Origin of the sequence: Marinobacter sp. NFXS9 (assembly GCF_040148665.1) — a bacterium.
GTDB lineage: Bacteria > Pseudomonadota > Gammaproteobacteria > Pseudomonadales > Oleiphilaceae > Marinobacter_A > Marinobacter_A mangrovi.
This window is the reverse complement of the sequence record NZ_JAGDDW010000002.1, coordinates 86,773-107,493: the sequence shown is the minus strand read 5'-3', so window position 1 is coordinate 107,493 and position 20,721 is coordinate 86,773. Positions and strand designations below refer to the sequence as shown.

At 61.4% G+C, this 20,721-nt stretch carries 18 protein-coding genes; 5 read left to right on the top strand and 13 right to left on the bottom strand.

The features are described 5' to 3' along the window. Positions 1–69: 69 nt before the first annotated feature. The gene (locus tag J3364_RS04050; RefSeq protein WP_349556970.1) at positions 70–1,104 is read right to left on the bottom strand and encodes an AraC family transcriptional regulator; all 1,035 of its coding nucleotides are present in this window, start codon (positions 1,102–1,104) and stop codon (positions 70–72) included. A 356-nt stretch (positions 1,105–1,460) separates the two neighbouring features. Between J3364_RS04050 and J3364_RS04045 the strand changes: the two genes are divergently transcribed. Next, positions 1,461–2,333 (top strand): MaoC family dehydratase, encoded by an 873-nt coding sequence (locus tag J3364_RS04045; RefSeq protein WP_349556968.1) that lies wholly within the window; start codon positions 1,461–1,463, stop codon positions 2,331–2,333. Positions 2,334–2,692: 359 nt separating this feature from the next. On the opposite strand, the gene J3364_RS04040 is transcribed toward J3364_RS04045, so the two are convergent. The 3 genes from J3364_RS04040 to J3364_RS04030 are packed head-to-tail and all read right to left on the bottom strand — an operon-like array spanning position 2,693 to position 5,860. Then, positions 2,693–4,264: an ATP-binding response regulator gene (locus J3364_RS04040; RefSeq protein WP_349556967.1), complete on the bottom strand. Its 1,572-nt coding sequence runs from the start codon at positions 4,262–4,264 to the stop codon at positions 2,693–2,695. A 45-nt stretch (positions 4,265–4,309) separates the two neighbouring features. Further along, positions 4,310–4,936 carry a response regulator FixJ gene (gene fixJ, locus J3364_RS04035; protein ID WP_349556965.1) on the bottom strand — a complete coding sequence of 209 codons (627 nt, stop codon included), beginning with the start codon at positions 4,934–4,936 and terminating at the stop codon, positions 4,310–4,312. Between the two features lie 54 nt (positions 4,937–4,990). Next, positions 4,991–5,860: a M23 family metallopeptidase gene (locus J3364_RS04030; RefSeq protein ID WP_349556963.1), complete on the bottom strand. Its 870-nt coding sequence runs from the start codon at positions 5,858–5,860 to the stop codon at positions 4,991–4,993. A gap of 43 nt (positions 5,861–5,903) precedes the next feature. On the opposite strand from J3364_RS04030, the gene J3364_RS04025 reads away from it, so the two are divergent. Continuing rightward, positions 5,904–6,515 (top strand): alpha-ketoglutarate-dependent dioxygenase AlkB family protein, encoded by a 612-nt coding sequence (locus J3364_RS04025; protein WP_349556961.1) that lies wholly within the window; start codon positions 5,904–5,906, stop codon positions 6,513–6,515. Positions 6,516–6,527: 12 nt separating this feature from the next. On the opposite strand, the gene J3364_RS04020 is transcribed toward J3364_RS04025, so the two are convergent. Continuing rightward, positions 6,528–8,966, bottom strand: coding sequence for a Lon protease family protein (locus tag J3364_RS04020; protein ID WP_349556960.1), 2,439 nt, complete (start codon positions 8,964–8,966; stop codon positions 6,528–6,530). A 208-nt stretch (positions 8,967–9,174) separates the two neighbouring features. On the opposite strand from J3364_RS04020, the gene J3364_RS04015 reads away from it, so the two are divergent. Together J3364_RS04015 and J3364_RS04010 are read left to right on the top strand one after the other, a co-directional pair. Next, positions 9,175–9,462, top strand: a complete 288-nt coding sequence (locus J3364_RS04015) for a hypothetical protein (RefSeq protein ID WP_349556958.1) — start codon at positions 9,175–9,177, stop codon at positions 9,460–9,462. A gap of 139 nt (positions 9,463–9,601) precedes the next feature. Continuing rightward, complete coding sequence (locus J3364_RS04010) at positions 9,602–9,979, top strand: PilZ domain-containing protein (protein ID WP_349556957.1); 378 nt, start codon at positions 9,602–9,604, stop codon at positions 9,977–9,979. Between the two features lie 33 nt (positions 9,980–10,012). Here J3364_RS04010 and J3364_RS04005 read toward each other — a convergent pair whose 3' ends face one another. Beyond that, the gene (locus J3364_RS04005) at positions 10,013–10,474 is read right to left on the bottom strand and encodes a flavodoxin family protein (RefSeq protein WP_349556954.1); all 462 of its coding nucleotides are present in this window, start codon (positions 10,472–10,474) and stop codon (positions 10,013–10,015) included. Positions 10,475–10,692: 218 nt separating this feature from the next. Between J3364_RS04005 and J3364_RS04000 the strand changes: the two genes are divergently transcribed. Beyond that, positions 10,693–11,763, top strand: a complete 1,071-nt coding sequence (locus J3364_RS04000) for a GGDEF domain-containing protein (RefSeq protein ID WP_349556953.1) — start codon at positions 10,693–10,695, stop codon at positions 11,761–11,763. Between the two features lie 75 nt (positions 11,764–11,838). Here J3364_RS04000 and recA read toward each other — a convergent pair whose 3' ends face one another. The 7 genes from recA to J3364_RS03965 form a co-directional block, all read right to left on the bottom strand. Beyond that, positions 11,839–12,891: a recombinase RecA gene (gene recA / locus J3364_RS03995; protein WP_203140554.1), complete on the bottom strand. Its 1,053-nt coding sequence runs from the start codon at positions 12,889–12,891 to the stop codon at positions 11,839–11,841. A 146-nt stretch (positions 12,892–13,037) separates the two neighbouring features. Continuing rightward, positions 13,038–13,538: a nicotinamide-nucleotide amidase gene (gene pncC / locus J3364_RS03990; protein WP_349556951.1), complete on the bottom strand. Its 501-nt coding sequence runs from the start codon at positions 13,536–13,538 to the stop codon at positions 13,038–13,040. 103 nt (positions 13,539–13,641) lie between these two features. Further along, positions 13,642–14,547: a transglutaminase family protein gene (locus J3364_RS03985; protein WP_349556950.1), complete on the bottom strand. Its 906-nt coding sequence runs from the start codon at positions 14,545–14,547 to the stop codon at positions 13,642–13,644. A gap of 5 nt (positions 14,548–14,552) precedes the next feature. Next, on the bottom strand, positions 14,553–17,033 hold the full coding sequence (locus tag J3364_RS03980) for a circularly permuted type 2 ATP-grasp protein (RefSeq protein WP_349556948.1): 2,481 nt from the start codon (positions 17,031–17,033) through the stop codon (positions 14,553–14,555). Positions 17,034–17,058: 25 nt separating this feature from the next. Beyond that, on the bottom strand, positions 17,059–17,991 hold the full coding sequence (locus J3364_RS03975; protein WP_349556947.1) for an alpha-E domain-containing protein: 933 nt from the start codon (positions 17,989–17,991) through the stop codon (positions 17,059–17,061). A 3-nt stretch (positions 17,992–17,994) separates the two neighbouring features. Next, positions 17,995–19,449: a circularly permuted type 2 ATP-grasp protein gene (locus J3364_RS03970; protein ID WP_349556946.1), complete on the bottom strand. Its 1,455-nt coding sequence runs from the start codon at positions 19,447–19,449 to the stop codon at positions 17,995–17,997. Between the two features lie 259 nt (positions 19,450–19,708). Further along, positions 19,709–20,617: a choline sulfate utilization transcriptional regulator gene (locus J3364_RS03965; RefSeq protein WP_349556944.1), complete on the bottom strand. Its 909-nt coding sequence runs from the start codon at positions 20,615–20,617 to the stop codon at positions 19,709–19,711. Positions 20,618–20,721: the final 104 nt, after the last annotated feature.

Below are 20,721 nucleotides of genomic sequence, written 5' to 3'. Positions count from 1 at the left end.
CGATTTTTCATAAAAAACTTCCAGAGTCTCTAAAACGGACTGTTTCCAGGCTGTTTCTTAGCCAACCCACTAGCCCACGACGTCCAGATGCACCTCGCGTCCCTGAGCCGCCTTGCGGTACTCGATCGGGGTCATGCCGGACCAGCGCTTGAAAGCACGATAGAACGTACTCGGCTCGGAAAAGCCGGTGAGGTACACGATCTCGTCGATGGACTCGTCGGTGGTGGCCAGCAACTGACGCGCCAGGCGGTAGCGGAAATCGGCCAGTACCTGGTTGAAGCTGGTTTCCGCCTCGGTCAGGCGCGTGCGCAATGTGCGCGGCTTGATGTCGAGGCGCTCGGCCACCGAGTCCAGCGTGACTTCACCACTGTCCAGCAGCTCGGCCACAATGCGCTCCACCTGTCCGACGATATCCTTCTTCTCAAGCCGGGCCACCTGTTCGCTGGCGAAGCGCTCGTGCAGCGCCAGCAGCTCCGGTTCGGCGTGGGAAGACGGGTGCGCCAGCAGGCTGGCCGGGAAATACATGCGGTTTTCCTCGGCGCCGAACACCACCTCGCAGTCGAGCACCTCGGCGACGTGGTCCTGCCGTTCTTCCCGCTCGTGCTCGAACTCAACCTTCGAGCACTTGAACCGGTCATCGGTGATCGACTTGAAGAAGGTCACCAACCCCTGCACGAAGCACTCGTTGAAGTGCTTCAGACGGCGGACTTCATCGGACGCGGCATCCAGCACCATGCAGGCCTGGTCACCGTCGATAAAGAATTCAGTGTTGGCGGCGTCAGAGAGCAGCCGCTGGTAGTTCAGTGCCCGCCGCAGCCCCTCGCCAAAGGTGGGGCTACTGAGAAAGAGGTACTCGAGAACCTGCCCCTTGTAGGTGGGCAGCGCCTGGCCCAGATGAAGGCCGACATCGGGATCACCGGAAACCTCCTCCACAATCTGCCAGAAGAAAAGCTGGGCATTGTGAGGCGTCCGGAGATGGGCGGAATTCAGATAATCTTCGTCGACGCCGAGGCGCTTGAAAATCTCATCGGTATCCACACCCTTCTGCTTCATAGCCTGATAAATCAGGCGCAACATCACACCTGCGTCACGAAGTTCCTGCATATGATCCCGCTTATTGTTTTGGGAGCTATTGCTCTGCTCCTTGTGGTGCTACCGCGTTGGCCAGCTCGCCTCCTGGATGTGACTGGCGAGTCAATGCCCGTGTGCAGCCGGTTTGCGACACTACCGGCACTCAGGGCCTGAGCCAACCCCCTGGACTATGGACAGTTGTACCAGATTTTGAGCCATTGCAGTAGCGACTGGCCCTCAGCCGCCCAGTGTCCGGCGGAGAACCTGTCGCCACAACGGCCAGTCCGCCCCCAAAGACGGGCGGCAACGTCATGGCCCAATATGACTCATAATAGATACAATCCACATCATCACAAGATGCCAGTGATACTCGGATGAGGTCAGTCAAGATGCAGGACGTGATTTCCTACAAGAACCGCCCCCCGGCCCTCTGGTCGCTCTACGGCAAAGCCCTGACATCCCGCGGTTCGGGGGCTCGCTCACCGACGATCCCGCCCCTGCAGGCCGAATTGCTGGGTGTGACCACGGATCCGGCACGCGCGGGCCGCTATGCCGACGTCTGCGGCTATCGCAGCAGCTCACGCATGCCGATGACCTGGCCGCACATCCTGGCGTTTCCGCTGCACCTCAAGCTGCTCACGGAAGACGCCTTCCCATTGCCCTTGCTGGGCCTGGTGCACCTGCGCAACCGCATCACCCAACATCGGCCGATTGCCTACGGCGAGTGCCTGGACATTCACGTGCGCCTGGACAACCAGACCGACACGGACAAAGGCATCGAGTTTGATCTGGTCACCGAAGCGCGCAGTGCGGGCCGCCTGATCTGGGAGGAGACCAGCACCAACCTGTTTCGCCAGCCCGGCAAGAGCAGCGGCGGCAGCCGCAAGGGGCCACCACCGGCGCCTGAACGCCTGCCCCATTCGGCACTGATCACGGCCGGCGAATCACTGGGGCGTCGCTACGGGCGACTCTCCGGCGACCTGAACCCGATCCACATGCACGCGCTGACCGCCAAGGCCTTCGGCTTTCCCCGGGCCATCGCGCACGGGATGTGGAGCAAGGCGCACTGCATTGCGTTACTGGAACAGCAGCCGGCCTGGCAGGAGGGTCCGGTCACGGTGACCGCCAGCTTCAAGAAACCCCTGTTCCTGCCCGGCAAGGCGCAACTGAACTGGGATGAGAAGAAAGACCGCTGGGCTTATCAGCTGCTGAATGAGAAAGGGGATGCGCCGCATCTGACGGGCGAGGTGATCTGGAAATGAGCGGGGAGAGGATGGAAAGACAGCCCTGAGGGCTGGGCAACTCCGAAGCTAAAGCGTCGGCTGCATTGTGCGGTAAACTCGGACTGTAGGTTGGGCTGACGCAGGAAGCCCAACAATAAGCGGGCACCGGACGTCCCCGTTATCGCGGATACGCTTGGAGCATGGGTTCTCGAAAACCGGATTGGCCGACCATTCGATTGGATGAGGTTGGCCGCAAAATCTGCTTGTTGGGCTTCCTGCGTCAGCCCAACCTACGATACGACATTGTGTGGTTAACTCGAGCCTGTAGCAGACGCTTCAGCTTCTGAGGCGCCGCCAGGCGCCCCGTATTGATTGGAGCCGACGAACGGTCGCCCCACTTATTCAACCGCCTCTTCCGGCTGCTCAGCCGTCACCGGCGCGACCGGCAACGTGAAGTAAAACGTCGCACCACCCTCTTCCGGGCGCTCAAAGCCGATCTCGCCATTCTGTGCCTGGATCAGGCTGCGACACAGGGCCAGGCCAATCCCCATACCTTCCTGCTTGGTGGTGAAAAACGGATGGAACAGCTTTTCCTCGGCATCTTCCGGCAGGCCGACGCCGCGGTCAGTGACCTCGATACGCACGAACTGGCCGTCGATGATGGCCGCCGTCACCCGTACCGGTTCTTTGCCACCCGCTGAACGGGTCGCCTCCAGCGCGTTGCGGATCAGGTTGAGAGCGACCTGCTGGACCTGGATCGGGTCCGCCAGTACCGCAGGTACCGAGTCGCCTACATCCAGCTCGACCGCCACCTGGTTGGTACGAGAGTCGACTTCGGCAAACTGACGGGTTTCTTCCAGCAAACAGTCCAACTGGATGACTTCCTTGCCGGAAGCGGGCTTCTTGACGAAGCTGCGGATACGGCGGATCACTTCGCTGGCCCGGTGCGCCTGGGCTTCAATCTTGTGCAGGGTCTGGCCGAGCAGTTCACGGTCCAGCTCATCGGCGGACAACAGGCGATCGGACACCCGCACGTAGTTGGAAATGGCCGTCAGCGGCTGGTTTACTTCGTGGGCAAAGCCCGCCGCCATTTCGCCCATGGTGGACAGTCGTGAAGCGTGGGCCAACTGGTCACGCTGGACATCCACTGTCTCCCGGGCCTCGTCCAGCGCCCGCTCGTTCTCGAGTTCGGCGGATATATCGCGGAACACCACCACCGCGCCCAGCACCTGATCGTCTTCCAGCTTGGGACTGGAGCGATACTCAACCGGAAACGACGTGCCATCGGGACGGTACATGGCGACGTCACGCTGATGCTCGGCGACGCCGTTACGACAGGTGGCCAGCACCGGCAGGTCATCGCTGTCGGCGTCCTGGGTTCCGAAGTGCAGGCGGAAGAAGTTCTGGCCCACCAGCTCCTCAGGCTCCAGCCCCAGCATCGCTCCGGCCGCCGGGTTGGCGAAAATAATTTCGCCTTCGGTGGTCAGGCCGTAGATGCCCTCGCTGATGGCATTGAGGATGCGGGTCTGGTCGCTTTCCAGCTGGCGATTGCGAGCCTGGAGCTGGCGTTCCAGCTGGATGACACGGGCATGGGTGGCCACACGGGCAATGACTTCCTGGGCCTGGAACGGCTTGGAGATGTAGTCGGCACCGCCCAGCGAAAAACCTTTAACCTTGGCGTCCACATCATCCAGGGCGGACAGGAAGACCACCGCGCCGTCAGCCGTATCCGGGTTTTCCTTGAGCCGCTGACAGACGTCATAGCCGTCCATGCCCGGCATCATGATGTCCAGCAGGATTACCTCGGGCTGGTGACGCTCCGCGAGGGCCAGGGCCTTTTCGCCTTCATTGGCGATCAACAGCCGATAACCGCGGTCCTTGAGCGTCTCGTAGAGCACTTTCAGGTTCTGCGCGTTGTCATCGACCAGCAGGATCGTGGCCTCGTCGCGTTCGCTGGCAGTTTCAGTCATAAAGTCCGTGCCGACTCAGAATGGACGACCATCTTGGCTCGCGATTCAGGAAGCGTCGATACGGTCCTTTACGGACATTACCATGCGGACCAGATGCGCCAGTGAGTGGGTGCCCATCTTGTGCATCACGCGCGAGCGGTGGATTTCCACCGTACGCTGACTGATGTCCAGTTCGATGGCGATGACCTTGTTGGCCTGACCGGCAATCATGCGATCCATGATTTCGGTCTCACGCGGGGTCAGCATGTTGATGCGCCGCATGATCTCCTGCTTCTGGCCCAGGGTCTTGCGCTGGTCACGGTCCTGCTCCAGGGCCTGCTCAATCTTCTTGAGCAGATCCTCCTCGCGGTAGGGCTTCTGGATGAAGTCCACGGCGCCCTGCTTCATGGCGTCTACTGCCATGGGGACGTCCCCGTGCCCCGTGACAAAGATGATCGGCAGAATGGAGTTTTTCTCGTTCAGGCGGCGCTGCAGTTCCATGCCGTCCATACCCGGCATGCGAATATCCAGCACGATGCAGCCGGCCATATCGTCGGAGTAGCTTTCGAGGAACGCGTTGGCAGTCGGGAAGGTGCGAACCTCCTTACTGGAGGATTTCAGCAACAGTTCGAGGGAGTCACGTACCGCTTCGTCATCTTCGACTACAAAAACCGTCTCAGTATTCTCGCTCATTGATCCACCTTTATCCCGTGTCGTTGTTCTGAACGTTCCCAATGCCCCGCCTGACTACTCCGTCCGGCTCAATTGCGTCACCGGGGGAGTATGCCCGTCGACCAGCGCCGGCGCTACTGTCACCGGGTCGACGCGGACGTCGTACCAGTTCATGCGCCAGTCCAGGTGAGGCCCGGTCGCTCGCCCGGAGCTGCCGACCTCGCCAATCTTGTCGCCCTGTCGAACCTTCTGCCCCACCCTCACATCCAGCCGGCGCATGTGCAGGAACGTGGAGCTGACGCCATAGCCGTGATCGATGATCACCGTGCCGCCGGAGTAGAACAGATCCGGAGCGGCCAGGGTCACTGCGCCGCCTGCCGGCGCGATGACAGCTGCGCCCGCCGGTGCCGCGACATCCACTCCGAAGTGGGGATTACGCGGCTTGCCGTTGTAGACCCGCTGACTCCCGTAGACGCCGCTGATCGGACCGGAGGCCGGCCAGATGAACGGGCCCAGGAAATCCTCCCGGTCCGAATCGGTCTGCCGGGCGTTGCGCACCGAGGAGGCTTCGCTGCGAATCCGCCCCAGCTTCGACTGGGACGGCGTCACGGTGCCCTGGGGCACGCCGTTGACCCGTTGTATCCGATACTGGCGCTTGGCCAGCGTCAGCGGTCGGCTCACCTCCTGGCCGTCCGGCAGCACCACCCTGAGTGTTTGCTGGAGCCTGGCCTCGCGGGCAAACCCGATGACAAAGCGTCCGCCTCGGGTCACGCGTATCGGCGTGTCATTAAGCCAGACGCGGCTTCCCGGGGCGACGCTGCCATACACGAGACTGCCCTGCTCGAGCGGCCCCTTGAGGGCCACCGACTCTCCGGCGTGAGCCGATGCCGCCAGCCACCACAGCAACACGACCAGCAGCGGTTTGATCCTGTATCGTATAACCATAGCCTTTCCTGACCTGAATGTCGTTAATCGTCCCGGATTTTGTATGGCCTTTGCTGTTGAAAACGAAGCTTTTTTCGATCTTCCGCCGTTCCAGCTGCGACTGATTTACAACGCTTTGCCGACGTCACTGGCCGATGAACTGCTGACGCGGTTGCCGGTTGAGCTGCCTTGGTATCAGGCGCGCCTGCAGCTGTTCGGTCAGTGGCACTGGTCGCCGCGACTGCAATGCTGGCTGGGGGATCCGGGCGCCGCCTACCGCTATTCTGGTCACGATATGACACCCGAGCCGTGGCCGCCAGCTCTGCAACCGGTTCGGGAGCGCGTCTGCGCCCTGGGCGGAGAAGCCTTCAACAGCGTGTTGTGCAACTGGTACCGTCACGGGCGCGACAGCATGGGCTGGCACAGCGATAACGAGCCGGAGCTGGGGCCCGATCCGCTCATCGCGTCACTCACGCTGGGTGAAGAACGCCGCTTCCAGTTTCGCCGCACCGGCGAGCGAAGGCTATTCGCCAATATCGACCTGCCTCACAACAGCCTGCTGATCATGCCGCCGGGACTGCAGGCTGACTACCAGCACCAGCTGCCCAAGACCCGGCGTTCAGGCGGCGACCGCTTCAACCTGACCTTTCGACGGATCATCGCAGCCGCCCTCTGACGGCGTCGATCCTCAGGCCTGCCCGGAATATCCAACGTGGGGCGCATGATGCCCGTCATGACCCTGGCGCCGCTCGCTCGATGACTCCTGGCGCTCGTGTTCACGCATCGAGTCCAGTCGCTTCTGGATGACACCAAACACGGTATTGGCCGGATAACGCCCCTTGGCGTTGGGCTTGCCGGCGGTCTTGCCCAGCAGCAGCGAAATGGCCGCCTCCGCCGTTTCCACGGCATAGATCGCGAATTTGCGCTGGCGCACCGCCTGGAGGATGTCGCTGTCCAACATCAGATTCTGGACATTGGTGGCCGGCAGGATGACGCCCTGCGAACCGGAAAGCCCCTTGATCCGGCAGGTTTCGAAGAAACCCTCGATCTTTTCGTTGGCACCACCAATGGGCTGGACCTCACCGAACTGGTTCAGCGAACCGGTGATCGCCAGATCCTGGCGGATCGGAATGCCGGAGAGTGACGACACGAGTGCGCACAGCTCGGCCACCGACGCGCTGTCGCCGTCGACTTCGCCGTAGTTCTGCTCGAAGGTCAGGCTGGCCGACAGGCTCATGGGGTCAGTGACCGCAAAGCGGGAGGCCAGCCACGAGGTGAGTATCATCACGCCTTTGGAATGCAGGTTGCCACCCAGCTTCACGTCCCGCTCGATGTCGATGATGTCGCCGTCACCGTAGTAACAGGTGGCGGTGATGCGGTTGGGCATGCCGAACTCAAAGCCACCGGCAGACAGCACCGACAGGGCATTCACCTGCCCCACGCGCTCCCCTTCGGTGGACACCAGGGTGGTGCCGTCACGGATGGAGTCGAAATACTGATCGCGAATCCGGCTGCTGCGGTAGCGGGCGCTGGCCAGGGCCTGTTCCACATGGGTGGCCTGGATCATCCGGGCGCCGGCATCCCGGGCCCAAAAATCGGATTCCCGCAGCAGGTTCGCGATATCCGCTGCGTGCAGGGACAGCCGTTGCTGGTGATCGGCGATGCGTGAGCTGTATTCAATGACCCGCCCCACGGCCTTGCGGTCGCAGTGCAGCAGTTTCTTCTCCACCACCACGCTGGCGATGAACTTGGCGTACTGCTGCTCGCTGTCCGCGTTGCGGTGCATCTCGTTCTCGAAGTCTGCGGCAATGCGGAACAGCTCGGAAAACTCGGGATCGTATTCCTGCAGCAGCATCCAGGTTTCACGGTCGCCGAACAGGACGATCTTTACGTTCAGTGGAATCGCTTCCGGTTCCAGGGAAATGGTGCCGGACAGGGTGAGTTCGCGTTCCAGGGAATTGATCTGCAGCGATTTAGAGCGCAGGGCACGCTTGAGGCCGTCCCAGACAAACGGTTGCTCCAGCACCTTGATGGCATCCATCAGCAGGTAGCCGCCGTTCGCCTTGTGCAGGCTGCCAGGGCGGATCAGGGAGAAATCGGTGAACACGGTGCCCTTGAAGGTGACGTTCTCCACATAGCCGAACAGACTGTGGTAGGTGGGATTGTCCTCAACAATCACCGGCACCTTTTGCGCCTTGTGATGCACCATCAGGTTGATCTGGTAGCGCCGCGGCATCTTGCGATCCAGCGAGGCATAGGCCATCGCCGCCTGCTCTTCGCTGTCTTCCAGGAAGATGTCCAGATTGTCCGCCAGGTCCTTACGGACCGATTCCAGGTAATCGACGATCTCCGGCAACGCCTTGTACTTGGCGACGAGTTCATCCAGCTGGTGGCCGGTAATGCTCTCCAGCGTTTCCTCGTTCAGCGCCTGCTGCTTGTCGGTGTAGTCCTGCTCCAGGTCGGCCACCTTGCGCAGGGCCGCGCGCAGCTTCTTCTCCAGCTTGTTGATGGCGTCCTCGAACCCCTGGCGCTGGGCTTCGGTCAGGGCGGCAAAGCTTTCCTGGGTGTGGGGCTCGTCACCGTTCATGGCAATCAACCGGTAGCCGCCCGGCGTGCTGACGCTCAGGCTGACTTTCTTGCGCTTGGCCTGGCGCGCCACCTTGTCGAGTTCCTGCTCCTGGAGGTTGCCGTAATCGTTCTTCAGCTTCTCAGCCCGCTCCAGGAAGCTGTCTCCCTCAAACGTCTGCGGAATCAGCTTGGTCAGGCGCAGCATCAGACGATCCATGTCCTGCTTGAGATTCTGGCCCTCGCCCGCTGGCAGACGCAGAACCCGGGGCGCACGCGGATCGTCGAAGTTGGCCACGTAACACCAGTCATAGCTCTGGTATTCCTTGTTCGCATGGTGCTCCAGATAGCGCAGCATCATGGTTCGCTTACCCAGACCGTTGCGGCCCACGGCGTAGACGTTGTAGCCGCCGTGCGGCATGGCCAGGGCAAAGCGTACCGCTTCCTGGGCACGGTTCTGGCCCACGATCTCTTCGAGCGGTTCGAGCTGGCGCGTGGTCTTGAAGCTGAAATTGCGGGTGTCGCAGTTGTTGTAGAGCTGGTTCAGTGGCAGAGACTTCAAGGTGCCGTCCTGTGTCGGGGAAATGGTGCAAGGCGGCGTTGCGGGGCTGATGCCGATACCGCCCAAAAGATGGATTCAAAGCATTGTAGAAGGAGAAGGGCGCGCTGTCCTCACTTGCAGGCCTCCGGGGCAAAATGTGTTCAAGTTTTGCACGATTCGGCCGACAAACCGTAAAATGACTCTCGACAATATCTTGAGGTTACGGCCCATGGAGATATCGCGTTCCAACCCCTACGGACTGACCGCGCTGGATCGCCGAAAGACGGAGCATCAACAGCGCACGCCCGACGCCCGGAACATTGCCCCAACGCCACAGAACCGTCCGCTCGATCGTCGCACCCGGCCTGACCGCCGGCGTCGCCAAGAGACGTTTGACGGTCCGGATCGCCGCAAGCGCCGGAGCGGCCGCCGCCGACCGTCCCTGCTTGATGCCCGCACCGCACGGCCCACCAACGCCGAAGACCGTCGTGGCGAGCGCCTGAACACCTCCGCCTGATCGGTCGTGACACCCAGGTCACTTTTGAGACCTTTGTCACAGATGCCAGGATGTCCGTTTTCCTGCCGCGGGCCCGGGTTCTACACTGATCATCCCGTGATATCACAATGACAACGACAAAAACGTGGAAACCGGTGTTATGGGAACAGACTCTGGAGACCGCCGCATCAAGGATCGTTACGAAGCCCAGTGCCTGAAGGTGCGCCTGACGGAACGGGGCTTCTTTGGCCGGCAGAAAGCCCGGATTGACGTCCAGTGCCTGGACATCAACCGCTACGGCATGGCCGTTCTGTCACCGCGTCCGGTACCGCCCGGCAGCCGACTGCTGTTGGATTTTTCCGGCAAGTACATCACCGAGTCCCGCGTGGCCGCGCGGATCGTCAGCAGCAACCCCTTTCGCACCGGCTATCGGCTGAGCATCCAGTTCAGCTACTGCCATGACCGGCGCGGCTACTCCCGGGCCGTGGACAACGCCCTGTCCCGGATCGAGGGTTTCTATAACCGCCTGGCCAGTTAATCGGCGACTTTCCGTCCGGCACCGCTGGCGTTGTTAAAACATCCCCGCATCCAGTCCAGCCGCCAGATAGAGCCCCAAGTCCTCGCACTGCGTCTCAAAGGCCGGATCGTACTCGCCCCGGCAAAGCACGGGATCATGCACGATCCGCCAGCGCAAACCGGTGGTGATCGACTCGATCGCCCGGCGGGTTCCGGTCCCGTCGTGGCCGGCCCGAATGTAGAAGGCAAACGGCAGCCCCTGGGTTTTCTCAAGGCAGGGATAGTAGCTACGATCGAAGAAGTCCTTGAGCGCCCCACTCATGTAGCCGAGGTTTTCCGTGGTCCCGAGGATAATGGCGTCGCAGGCCAGAATATCCTCGGGGCCGGCGTCCAGTGGCGCCATGACGCGCACGTTCACACCCTCAACGTCCGGATGACCGGCACCACGCGCCACGGCCTGACGCAACGTCTCGGTATTGGGTGACGGCGCATGGGCCACGATCAACAGTTGCTTCATGAAACGACGGTTCTCCGATCACTATGTCACGTTCACTGTGCCGGTCCCGGGCGAATCGGACAAGGGTCGAATGAAACGCCGACCATGCTCAGGACACCCGCGTTTCGGGCGTTGGACATATCACGATCTTTTACAGTTTTGCGCATTATTTTGGCTACACTGGAGCCCTGTCCGGCTTTCCGATTGACATGGCCGGCAGACAAGGACGGTCTCCTACCATGATTGACGCTACCGATCTCCCCTCGCGGGAGCACGCACAGCCGCATCGCAAAGCGGTACTGATGGCCTTGCTGTGGATCACGCTGATAGCGGGCATTGTGTTTGCCACGCTGAATATTCGCGCCGGCAATAGGCCGTTGGCGATGGTGGAAATCGTGATGGCCACCTATTCGGTGTTCCTGATGTGGGCCGTTCGCCGGACCCGGCATCTGGACCGCTGGCTGCTGGCCTATAGCCTGCCCTTCTTCAGTGCGATGATGTTTGCGCTTTACGTGCCGCGTTCGACGGTGTCCGTGTTTGGCTGGATTCTGCTCGTACCGATCCTGTCGCACCTGCTGCACGGGAGAAAGCTGGGGCTGGCGATTTCGTTGTTTTTCACCGGTATCGCCACAGCCATTTTCCTGTTCAAGTTCCATGACTCACCGGTCTATATGAAGCCCATTCCCTTGCTGAACATGGGCATCCTGACGCTGTGCATCCTGACGTTTTCCCATGTGTATGAGGTCAGCCGGGAGCGGTCCGAAAACAAGCTGCTGCGGCTGGCCCGGACCGATTTCCTGACGGGACTGGCCAATCGGGTCATGTTCGAGGAAATTTTCGAGAAGGAAACCCACCGGGCCCAGCGCGAGCTTACCCCGCTGTCGCTGATCCTGCTGGACCTGGACTTCTTCAAGAGCGTCAACGACCGCTACGGCCACGAGATGGGGGATCGGGTGCTGGTGCATGTGGCGCGCCTGATTCGCAAACGCCTGCGACTGAGCGATCTGGCCTGCCGATTTGGCGGCGAGGAATTCGCCATTCTCCTGCCGGACACTCACATCAAGCAGGCCATGACCGTGGCCGAGGAGCTACGGACCACCGTTGCCGAACGCCCGCTGGTTTATGACGGCACGACGATCTCCCAGACCATGAGCCTGGGCGTCGCCGAAATCGGCCCGGACGGCAGCACCCTGGAAGACCTGCTGGCGTTTGCCGACGAGCGGCTTTACCTGGCCAAAGGCAAGGGCCGCAATCGGGTCGCCGGCCCGCAGTGGCTCGATGCCGAGACAATCAGCTCGCCCAACGGCTGATCCCCTTTCCCATTCAAAAACACCCCGCCGGATAACCCGGCGGGGTGTTGTTCAGAGCGTCAGTGAACTCCGGCTTCAGAGCAGTTCGCCGCTCTTCTCCGCCTCGGCGGCCGCTGGTGCTTCCTTATCTTTCGGAGTCGGCTTCGGCATCAGTTTTTCACGGATCTTGGCTTCAATCTCGTGGGCCATATCCAGGTTTTCTTCCAGGAATTTACAGGCATTCGCCTTACCCTGGCCGATCTTGTCGCCGTTGTAGCTGTACCAGGCGCCGGACTTGTCGACGAAGCCTTCCTTCACGCCCAGGTCCACGACTTCGGCCATGTGGTAGATGCCCTTGCCGTACATGATCTGGAACTCGGCCTGCTTGAACGGCGGGGAGACCTTGTTCTTGACCACCTTCACGCGGGTCTCGTTACCGACCACTTCGTCCCCTTCCTTCACGGCGCCGATGCGACGGATGTCCAGGCGAACAGAGGAATAGAACTTCAGCGCGTTACCGCCGGTGGTGGTTTCCGGGCTGCCGAACATGACGCCGATCTTCATCCGGATCTGGTTGATGAAGACCATCAGGCAGTTGGCATGCTTGACGTTACCGGTCAGCTTACGCAGCGCCTGGGACATCAGGCGGGCCTGCAGGCCAACGTGGGAATCCCCCATCTCGCCTTCGATTTCCGCCTTGGGCGTCAGGGCCGCCACGGAGTCGACGATGATGACGTCGATGGCGTTGGAGCGCACCAGCATGTCGGCAATTTCCAGCGCCTGCTCACCGGTGTCCGGCTGGGACACCAGCAGGTCGTCAACGTTAACGCCCAGTTTCTCGGCGTAGACCGGATCCAGCGCGTGCTCGGCGTCAACGAAGGCACAGGTCTTGCCGGCCTTCTGGGCTTCAGCGATCACCTGAAGGGTCAGCGTGGTCTTACCGGAGCTTTCCGGGCCGTAGATCTCGACGATCCGCCCGTACGGCAGGCCACCGATACCCAGGGCAACGTCCAGCCCCAAGGAGCCGGTGGATACCGCGGGAATGGCCTCACGGGGCTGATCGCCCATCTTCATGACCGCGCCTTTGCCGAACTGGCGCTCGATCTGGCTCAGAGCCGCGCTCAACGCCTTCTTACGGTTGTCTTCCATCGCTGCGAAAACCTCATCTTTCTGTGCCGCCGCACGGCATGATCGGAAATGTCCGGTCTGGAAACCTTTTTATACAGGGTCCAGACTGTATATTTGAACAGTATTAAAACACAACAGGTCCCGGCGTCCAAGTGTCGTGTTTTCAACTAGGTTTCGGCCAGGAACCGATGGACGCCTTCAAGGACAAACTGAACCGCCTGACGCCGCACCGCGTCGCGGTCTCCGTCAAAATACTGCACCACACACTGGGTGTCGGCGGCCGAACGGCCCCAAGCGAACCAGACTGTTCCAACGGGCTTGTCTTCGGAACCACCCCCCGGCCCGGCGACGCCGCTGATGGCGACGGCCACATCGGCACCGGTCGCTGCCAGCGCACCGGCCACCATCTCCCGGACCACCGGCTCGCTGACCGCTCCGTGTTCCACCAGCGCCGTTTCACTGACGCCCAACAGGCCTCGTTTGGCATCGTTGGAATAGGTCACCAGGCCGCTGTGGACATAATCCGAGCTCCCGGCCCGGTCGGTCAGGACCTTGGCCACCCAGCCCCCGGTGCAACTCTCCGCCGTGGTGATCATCTGGCCGCGCTGGCGCAACAGGTCGCCCAGCTCGGCGGCGCTGGTGAAAAGGGTATCGTCGGAAATGGTCATGGATCGGAGACTCCCAACAGCGGTCAGCAAAGGCCCCATTCTTTCGATATGAACGGCCCGCGTCTACCCCTTGTCGGAGGCCTTTTCAGGAAGCCCACGGGATTCAGGCATTTGCGGATTTCGAGGTCGGTTCATCCAGCGGCATCACATCCACTTCGACCGTCAGATCGTGACGGCCACCGCCGCTCATCAGTCCTTTAAGTGGAACCACGTCGGCGTAATCCCGGCCGAACGCGACGGTGATGTGCCGTTCGTCCGGCATCAGGTCGTTGGTGGGGTCGAAATCCACCCACCCCAATGAGGGGTCGTACACGCTGAACCAGGCGTGGGAGGCATCCGCCCCGACCAGTCGCGGCTGGCCCGGCGGGGGAATGGTTTCCAGATAGCCGCTGACGTAGCACGCCGGGAAACCGAGAGATCGCAGGGCGCTGATGGCCAGGTGAGCGAAATCCTGGCAGACACCCCGGCGAGCCTTGAGCACGTCGTCCACCGGCGTGGCCAGGGTGGTGAAACCGGGGTCATAGGTGAACTCACTGAAAATGCGGTGCGTCAGTTGCCGCGCTCCTTCGAGCAACGGCAGCCCGGGGCTGAAAATGTCCCGGGCGAATTCGGCGATGAGCGGATCAATCGGTGCCATCCGCGAGCCCACCTGCAGCAGCCGAGCCTGTAAGGCCTGGCGGTTGGTGTCCCCGGCCAGACGCCGAATGGCCTCTTCCCAGGGCAGCGAGCGCGTGGGCGCCTGTTCCAGGCCCCGAGGCATCACTTCCACCTGACTGGTGACGCTGACCTCCATCTCTTTATGGAGGGAGTTCACATGAAAAAACGTATAGAGGTTGCCGAAAAAGTCCGGGTGGTTGTACAGGCTACTCGGCGTCGGCGTGACCGTCAGCCGGCTGGACGCCACCTTCTGGTAAAGCAGGCCGCGGGGCAGCAGACAACCGCGGTTGTAGCTGTTGGCGATGTCCTGCTCGTAGGTGTAGCGCGTCAGATGAGAGATCCTGTATTTCATCGGTCTCACACGTCGTCGATCGGCCGCGGAATGTCCGCGTGGTTGAAGTAGGCCAGCGTGATGGCTTCCGACAGCTTGCTGAGCAGATTGTTGATGCGCACCAGCAGTTCGTCCAGTTGCGGCGACGGTTCCCCGGTTTCGCTGACCAGGGCTTCCAGGTCCACCAGTTGCAATACAGACACCAGCTCCACCATCAGACGCTGTTCGGCGTTGAGGCCGGCCAGGGTCGAATCCCGCACCGGGAGCAGACTCACCTGACGCTTCAGCCGCCCACACTGGTACCCCACCGAACGCGGCGTGCTTTCATCCAGCAACAGCAGATCGATGATGGCCACCGGATGCAGCTCAGTCCGGTAGCGCCGGCGATAGGTCATCAGCGTATCGGCCATGCGTAACACCGCCTCCATCAGCGCCGCCGGCGGCTGCGGGTATTTGACGAAGACCTTGTGCAGCAGCGCAGTGGTCTGCTGGGCGCGCTCGATGTGCTGGCCGATGTCCATGAACCTCAGGGTCTGGGTGCGGCTCATGGTTTCGTTGTTCAGGCCATAGATGGCGGACTGCAGCAGGATGATTTCGTCCAGAGCCCGATCCATGCGGGATACCGAGCCGCGGGCCGGGAACTGGTTCAGGGCATTCTGCAGCCGCTCGAGGACGTACCAGGTGTCCTCGCTGAAAAACTCCCGGACGGACTGGGCGTTCATGATCAGCGCCTGCAGCACCGCCAGCAGGCCGTCCTTGCGGTCGTACAGGAACAGGCTGGTGAGCTGGTGGGTCAACTCATCGACGTTGTCGGTGGGCATGAACACACCGCCGTTGATGGTGCAGGCAAATTCCACCAGTGGCGTCAGGGTCTGCACCTGTTCGTCCCGAGCCAGCGTCGAGATCAGCGGCAGCGCCGCGCGCATGGCCCGGCAGGCCAGGTTGAGCCGTTCGCTGTAGCGACCCAGCCAGAACAGATGATCCGCCACGCGACTGGGCAACAATCCGGTTTTACGCGACAGGCGCACGCTGGTCAGTGTGCTGTGCAACAGGCTCACCGAGCTGTCGTCGGGGCTTGCCAGCCACACGTCCTTGGCCATGAAGCGGGTGGACAACCCCAGCTGCAGCTGCAGCGGTTGTTCGTGGCAGCGCGCCAGGCCGCCGGGCAGCACTTTGTCGTCACTGCCCTGGCGTAAGACGAAGGCGCGCAGAGCGACACTGCGGGACTGCACTTCGTGCTTTTGCCAGACCGGCAGGGTACTCAGCGGCAGGATGCGTCGCGCCACAAAACGTGTGGGATCGGTCTTTATTCGCTCGGCCAGCTTTTCCCGTTCCCGGCGACTGGCGTTGGCGTAGCTGATCAACTTGCCGGGCTTTTCCAGATCGTGCACGACCATATCGATGAGCTCGCCCAGCACCACCTTCTGCTGAGCCGGATCGCCACACCAGTAGGCCTCCACTGCCGGCAGAAGCAGGGATTCCCCCAGCAGGTGCTGGCACAGGTCTTCCATGAACGGGAGCAGCGCGCCGCTGTCGATCAATCCCGCGCCCGGCGGATTGCAGCACACCAGGTTGCCCTGGCGAATGGTTTGCAGCAGCCCCGGTGTACCGGCGATGTCCCCTTCCAGTTCCAGCGGATCGGACAGGTTGTCCGGCATGTAGCGCATCAGGGCATCGACCGGCTGCAGTCCGCTCAGGGTTTTCAGCCAGATGCGGCCTTCGCGGAACATCAGGTCGGCGCCGTGGACCAGGGCCAGGTCCAGGTAGTTAGCCAGGAAGGCGTGCTCGAAATACTGGCCATCCCGGTAGTGGCGCGTCATCAAGCCGATCAGGGGTTCACTGGCGTAGGGAATCTGCGGTACCAGCGCCCGCTGCAGATCCTTGAAGAAGCTCGCCAGATGGCGTTTGTCGAAACGCTGGGCCAGCTCCGGCACCACCTGATTGATGGCCACCCGGTTTTCCAGCACATATCCCATACCACCGGGCGCCTGGGAACCGTCGGCATAGACCGTCATGCGGCCGTTGGCATCACGCCCCAGGTCGCAGCCCAGCATCACCAGCCAGTCCATATCCTCGGGAACCAGACCGTGGCAGGGCAGCAGAAAGCTGGCGTTACGGAAGATCAGTTCCGGCGGCAGGATGCCGTCGCGCAGCAGGGTCTGCGGTCCGTAGAGATCGCGCAGAACGAGCGACAGCAGCTGTCGTCGCTGGACAAGCCCCGCTTCGATGGGGTCCCACTCGGCCGGGTCGAACAGCCAGGGAATCAGGTCCAGGGTCCGGTTCTGCTGGTGCTGGGGGTCGAACGTGGCGCCGTGTTCCCGCAGCTGATGCTGCAGGTCGGAGGACAGCGCCGCGAGCACGTCCCCACCCTGCTCCATCAACCAGCCCAGCACCTGGTTCCAGCCCGGTGCGTCGGCACGGGGCAGCCATTCATCCGCGGTCTCGGACGGGCACCGGTAAGTCTGCCTCAGGGCGTCCAGAGACAGTGGCACGTCGAATCGCGTCATGGGGTGAACCTTGTCAAAACCCTGTTCAGGCCGCGGGCGCTTGCAAGGACTCCGAAATCAGTGCGCCGTGCAGGTCAATCAGTCCCGCCTGGACGTCGTCAATCAGCTTGTGCATGCCCAGCGTGTTAAGTGAATGCAGCGGCTCAGAGTCTAGCGCGTTCCGGATATTTCCAATAGTTTTTAGGACACTTTCGGAGCGTGGCAGCCATCGGGCGGACCGTTCAATCTTCTCCAGGCAAGAGGCTACCGAGCGCGGGAACGGGCCGTAGGTGAGCAGGAAGTCCGTCACGTCGGTCTCGCCCGGTTCCTCGGTGAAGTAACGACGGTAGGACTCCACCGCCCCCATGGCGTTCAGCAGCGAGCTCCACTCGAATTGGCGCCGGGTCTGGCGTCCGGCGGCTGGCGCCAGTTGCTGCAGGATCAGCACGTCCATGATGCGGGTGGTCATGTCCGCCCGCTCCAGGTGCCGGCCGATGTTGAACAGGCCGTAGGTGTCGTCCCGCAGCATGGTGCCGTCCATTACGCCAATCACCGCCTGGCAGCGACGGATCACTTCCGCCATCAGGTTGTAGCGCTTGGCACGACTGGAAGCCAGTTTGCACTCGGACTGCACGAACAGGTGCAGTGAATTGATCTCTTCCCAGAATTCACGCGGGATCACTTCCCGCACACAACGGGCGTTGTTCCGAACCTGGGTACAGGCGTGACGAATGGAAGCGGCACTGTCTTCTGCCACAATCAGATAGTGCATGACACCCAGTTCGCTGGAGCTGCCCTCCTGTATAAAGCCTTTCGCGTCTTCACCCAGCACATCGATCAAGACCGGCCAGCTGAAGCGGGTGTCCTCGTGGGAGTCGATCAGCATGTGGGTGGTGGCGTTGATCAGGCGCGCCGTGTCGTCCATTCGCTCCAGGTAGCGTCCCATCCAGTAAACGTTTTCGGCTACACGTGCCAGCATGGCTCAGCTCCCGTGATTGATGATCCAGGTGTCTTTGCTGCCGCCGCCCTGGGAGGAGTTCACCACCAGGGATCCCCGACGCAGCGCGACGCGGCTCAGACCGCCATTCGTGCAGTAAAGCGACTCTCCCTGCAGGATGAACGGACGCAGGTCGAGATGGCGAGGCTCCAGTAGGCCGTCACAGAGGGTCGGCGCCGTAGACAGGTTGAGCGTGGGCTGGGCAATGAAATTGCGCGGGTTCTCCCGGATGGCGGCTGCACACTGAGCCCGCTCTTCGTCCGTGGCCCGCGGTCCGATCAGGATGCCGTAGCCACCCGACTCGTTGGCCGGCTTCACCACCAGCTTGTCCAGGTTGGCCAGCACGTGGTCGCGCTCCTTGTCGTCCATGCACAGGTACGTGGGCACGTTGTCGATCAGCGGGTCCTGTTTCAGGTAGTAGCGGATGATCTCGGGCACGAAGGCGTAGACGACTTTGTCGTCTGCCACGCCCGAGCCGGGCGCATTGGCGATCGCCACATTGCCGGCTCTCCACGCGCCAATCAGCCCGGGAATACCCAACGAGGAATCTTTGCGAAACACCTGCGGGTCGATAAAGGTGTCGTCGATACGCCGGTAGATCACGTCCACCCGCTGCGGCCCGTGCAGGGTGCGCAGATAGACGACATCGTCGTCCACGTAGAGGTCGTTGTTCTCCGCCAGCGGGCAGCCCATCTGCTGGGCCAGGAAGCTGTGCTCGAAGTAGGCGGAATTGTAGATGCCGGGCGTCAACACCACCACGCGCGGTGTCTCTGCGTCCTGGGGCGACAGGGACGCCAGCATGTTCCAGAGTTGGGCCGGGTAATCGTCCACCGGCCCGATGGTGGATTCCGCAAACAGTTCCGGAAACACCCGCTTCATAACCGTGCGATTCTCCAGCATGTAGGACACACCGGACGGCACCCGCAGGTTGTCCTCCAGAACCAGGAAGTTACCCTCGCCGTCGCGCACCAGGTCAGTGCCGCAGATGTTCGCCCAGACGCCGTAGGCCGGCTCAAAGCCCTGGCATGGTGCAAGGAAATTTTTCGATTTCAGCACCAGCTCACTGGGGACAATGCCGTCCTTGAGGATTTTCTGGTCGTTGTAGAGATCGTTGATAAACAGGTTCAGCGCCTGCAATCGCTGCTTGAGGCCATCGCTGGTGCGCTGCCAGTCACTGGCGGCAATCGTCCGGGGCACCACATCCAACGGCCAGGCCCGGTCAATGTTCTGACTGTCGGAATACACCGTAAAGGACACGCCCATGGCTGAAATGGTCCGGTCCAGCTCGGCCTGGCGCCGGGCCAGCTCCTCGGCACCGTTCTGCATAATGAATCGAGCCACGGCGAGTGCCTGTTGCCGGGCCACACCGTTGGTATCCACCAACTCGTCATAGCAGTCCGGGTAGGGTCGGTAGGGGTCCAGTGCAATCACATCTGACATAACGGTCAGGCTCCCTGCTGATTTCTTTTGCGGCTTCGTCTCTGGAAACCGACAGAGACTGACCAGCAAAGCCGGTGCCACATCAAGACGCAGCGTTATTGTTCAGGTTGTCCTTTTAAGCATAGACGCAAATACCCAAGGAGCCTCTGCGGAACAGCCATTAACATCCCATCAGGCGTGCCAACAGTATGACCAAGCACCTCTCTCATGCTCTTTTCGACCAGCCAGTAACCACCCGGCCAAAAAGCGACTTTGCCAATCAGCCCGCCTGGCACTCATTAATCAGCCACTCACAGAATTGCTGGGTCATCGGCGTAACCGCCTTGGTGGCCGGAAGTACCAGGTAATAACCACAATCCGAGCGGGTGATCCGCGGAATCGCCGGTACCAGCACGCCGGAGTCCAGCATCGAATCGCACATGGGCTTCCAGCCAATGGCAGCACCCTGACCTGCAATCGCCGCCTGAACCAACAAGGTGTAGTTGTTGAGCGTCAGGTCCGGCTCTCTCGGCCGCTCTGTCGCTCCCATCAGGCTAAAGAGGCGCCCCCAGTCAAACCACTTGGAGTCGTGCGCGGCCTCCAGTTGCAGTAAAGGCAAGCGGTTCAGGTCATCGATGTTCCGGATCGGACCGCAGCGCTCGAGCAACGTCGGACTGCAAACCGGGACCACCGACTCGTACATCAGCAGACGGGACGGCGCCTGACCAAATTGCCCGTCGCCGAACTGGATGGCGATATCGATATTGGCCTCGTCCGGCGCAATGGACTCCTGGGCCGTAACAACCCGCACCTCAACGCCCGGATGGGCTTCACGGAATTTCGACAACAGGGGAAGCAGCCAATAGGCCGCAAACGCGAAGTCGGTACCGACGTTGATGACGCGGTGATCAGGGTGCTGCCGCAGGGCTTCGACTCCCTGGGTGATGCTGGACAGGCCTTCCACAACCTTTTCCAGGAACTGCCTCCCCTGTTCGGTCAAAGCGACACCCCGATAGCGTCGATAGAACAGCCTGACCCCCACCTCCTGTTCGAGGCGTCGGATGTGCTGACTGACGGCCGATTGAGTGCTGCCCAGCTCTCGCGCAGCCGCCGTAAAGTTCCCCAGCCGTGCCGACACCTCAAACGCCTGAAGCGTGGCCAATGGGGGCAATGAAATGACTTCAGACATTAGAAAACATGATCCCTCTCATTAGCTGAAAACGAGTTTACGCCCCCCAGTGATCAACGGCAGTATCCACCCACAATATCGAATCAATAACATTATAAAAATTT

What these genes read in the sequence shown, in the direction of transcription:
- J3364_RS04050 (WP_349556970.1), bottom strand. Translation starts at nt 1,104, where the DNA reads ATGCAGGAACTTCGTGACGCAGGTGTGATGTTGCGCCTGATTTATCAG.
- J3364_RS04045 (WP_349556968.1), top strand. Translation starts at nt 1,461, where the DNA reads ATGCAGGACGTGATTTCCTACAAGAACCGCCCCCCGGCCCTCTGGTCG.
- J3364_RS04040 (WP_349556967.1), bottom strand. Translation starts at nt 4,264, where the DNA reads ATGACTGAAACTGCCAGCGAACGCGACGAGGCCACGATCCTGCTGGTC.
- fixJ (WP_349556965.1), bottom strand. Translation starts at nt 4,936, where the DNA reads ATGAGCGAGAATACTGAGACGGTTTTTGTAGTCGAAGATGACGAAGCG.
- J3364_RS04030 (WP_349556963.1), bottom strand. Translation starts at nt 5,860, where the DNA reads ATGGTTATACGATACAGGATCAAACCGCTGCTGGTCGTGTTGCTGTGG.
- J3364_RS04025 (WP_349556961.1), top strand. Translation starts at nt 5,904, where the DNA reads ATGGCCTTTGCTGTTGAAAACGAAGCTTTTTTCGATCTTCCGCCGTTC.
- J3364_RS04015 (WP_349556958.1), top strand. Translation starts at nt 9,175, where the DNA reads ATGGAGATATCGCGTTCCAACCCCTACGGACTGACCGCGCTGGATCGC.
- J3364_RS04010 (WP_349556957.1), top strand. Translation starts at nt 9,602, where the DNA reads ATGGGAACAGACTCTGGAGACCGCCGCATCAAGGATCGTTACGAAGCC.
- J3364_RS04005 (WP_349556954.1), bottom strand. Translation starts at nt 10,474, where the DNA reads ATGAAGCAACTGTTGATCGTGGCCCATGCGCCGTCACCCAATACCGAG.
- J3364_RS04000 (WP_349556953.1), top strand. Translation starts at nt 10,693, where the DNA reads ATGATTGACGCTACCGATCTCCCCTCGCGGGAGCACGCACAGCCGCAT.
- recA (WP_203140554.1), bottom strand. Translation starts at nt 12,891, where the DNA reads ATGGAAGACAACCGTAAGAAGGCGTTGAGCGCGGCTCTGAGCCAGATC.
- pncC (WP_349556951.1), bottom strand. Translation starts at nt 13,538, where the DNA reads ATGACCATTTCCGACGATACCCTTTTCACCAGCGCCGCCGAGCTGGGC.
- J3364_RS03985 (WP_349556950.1), bottom strand. Translation starts at nt 14,547, where the DNA reads ATGAAATACAGGATCTCTCATCTGACGCGCTACACCTACGAGCAGGAC.
- J3364_RS03980 (WP_349556948.1), bottom strand. Translation starts at nt 17,033, where the DNA reads ATGACGCGATTCGACGTGCCACTGTCTCTGGACGCCCTGAGGCAGACT.
- J3364_RS03975 (WP_349556947.1), bottom strand. Translation starts at nt 17,991, where the DNA reads ATGCTGGCACGTGTAGCCGAAAACGTTTACTGGATGGGACGCTACCTG.
- J3364_RS03970 (WP_349556946.1), bottom strand. Translation starts at nt 19,449, where the DNA reads ATGTCAGATGTGATTGCACTGGACCCCTACCGACCCTACCCGGACTGC.
- J3364_RS03965 (WP_349556944.1), bottom strand. Translation starts at nt 20,617, where the DNA reads ATGTCTGAAGTCATTTCATTGCCCCCATTGGCCACGCTTCAGGCGTTT.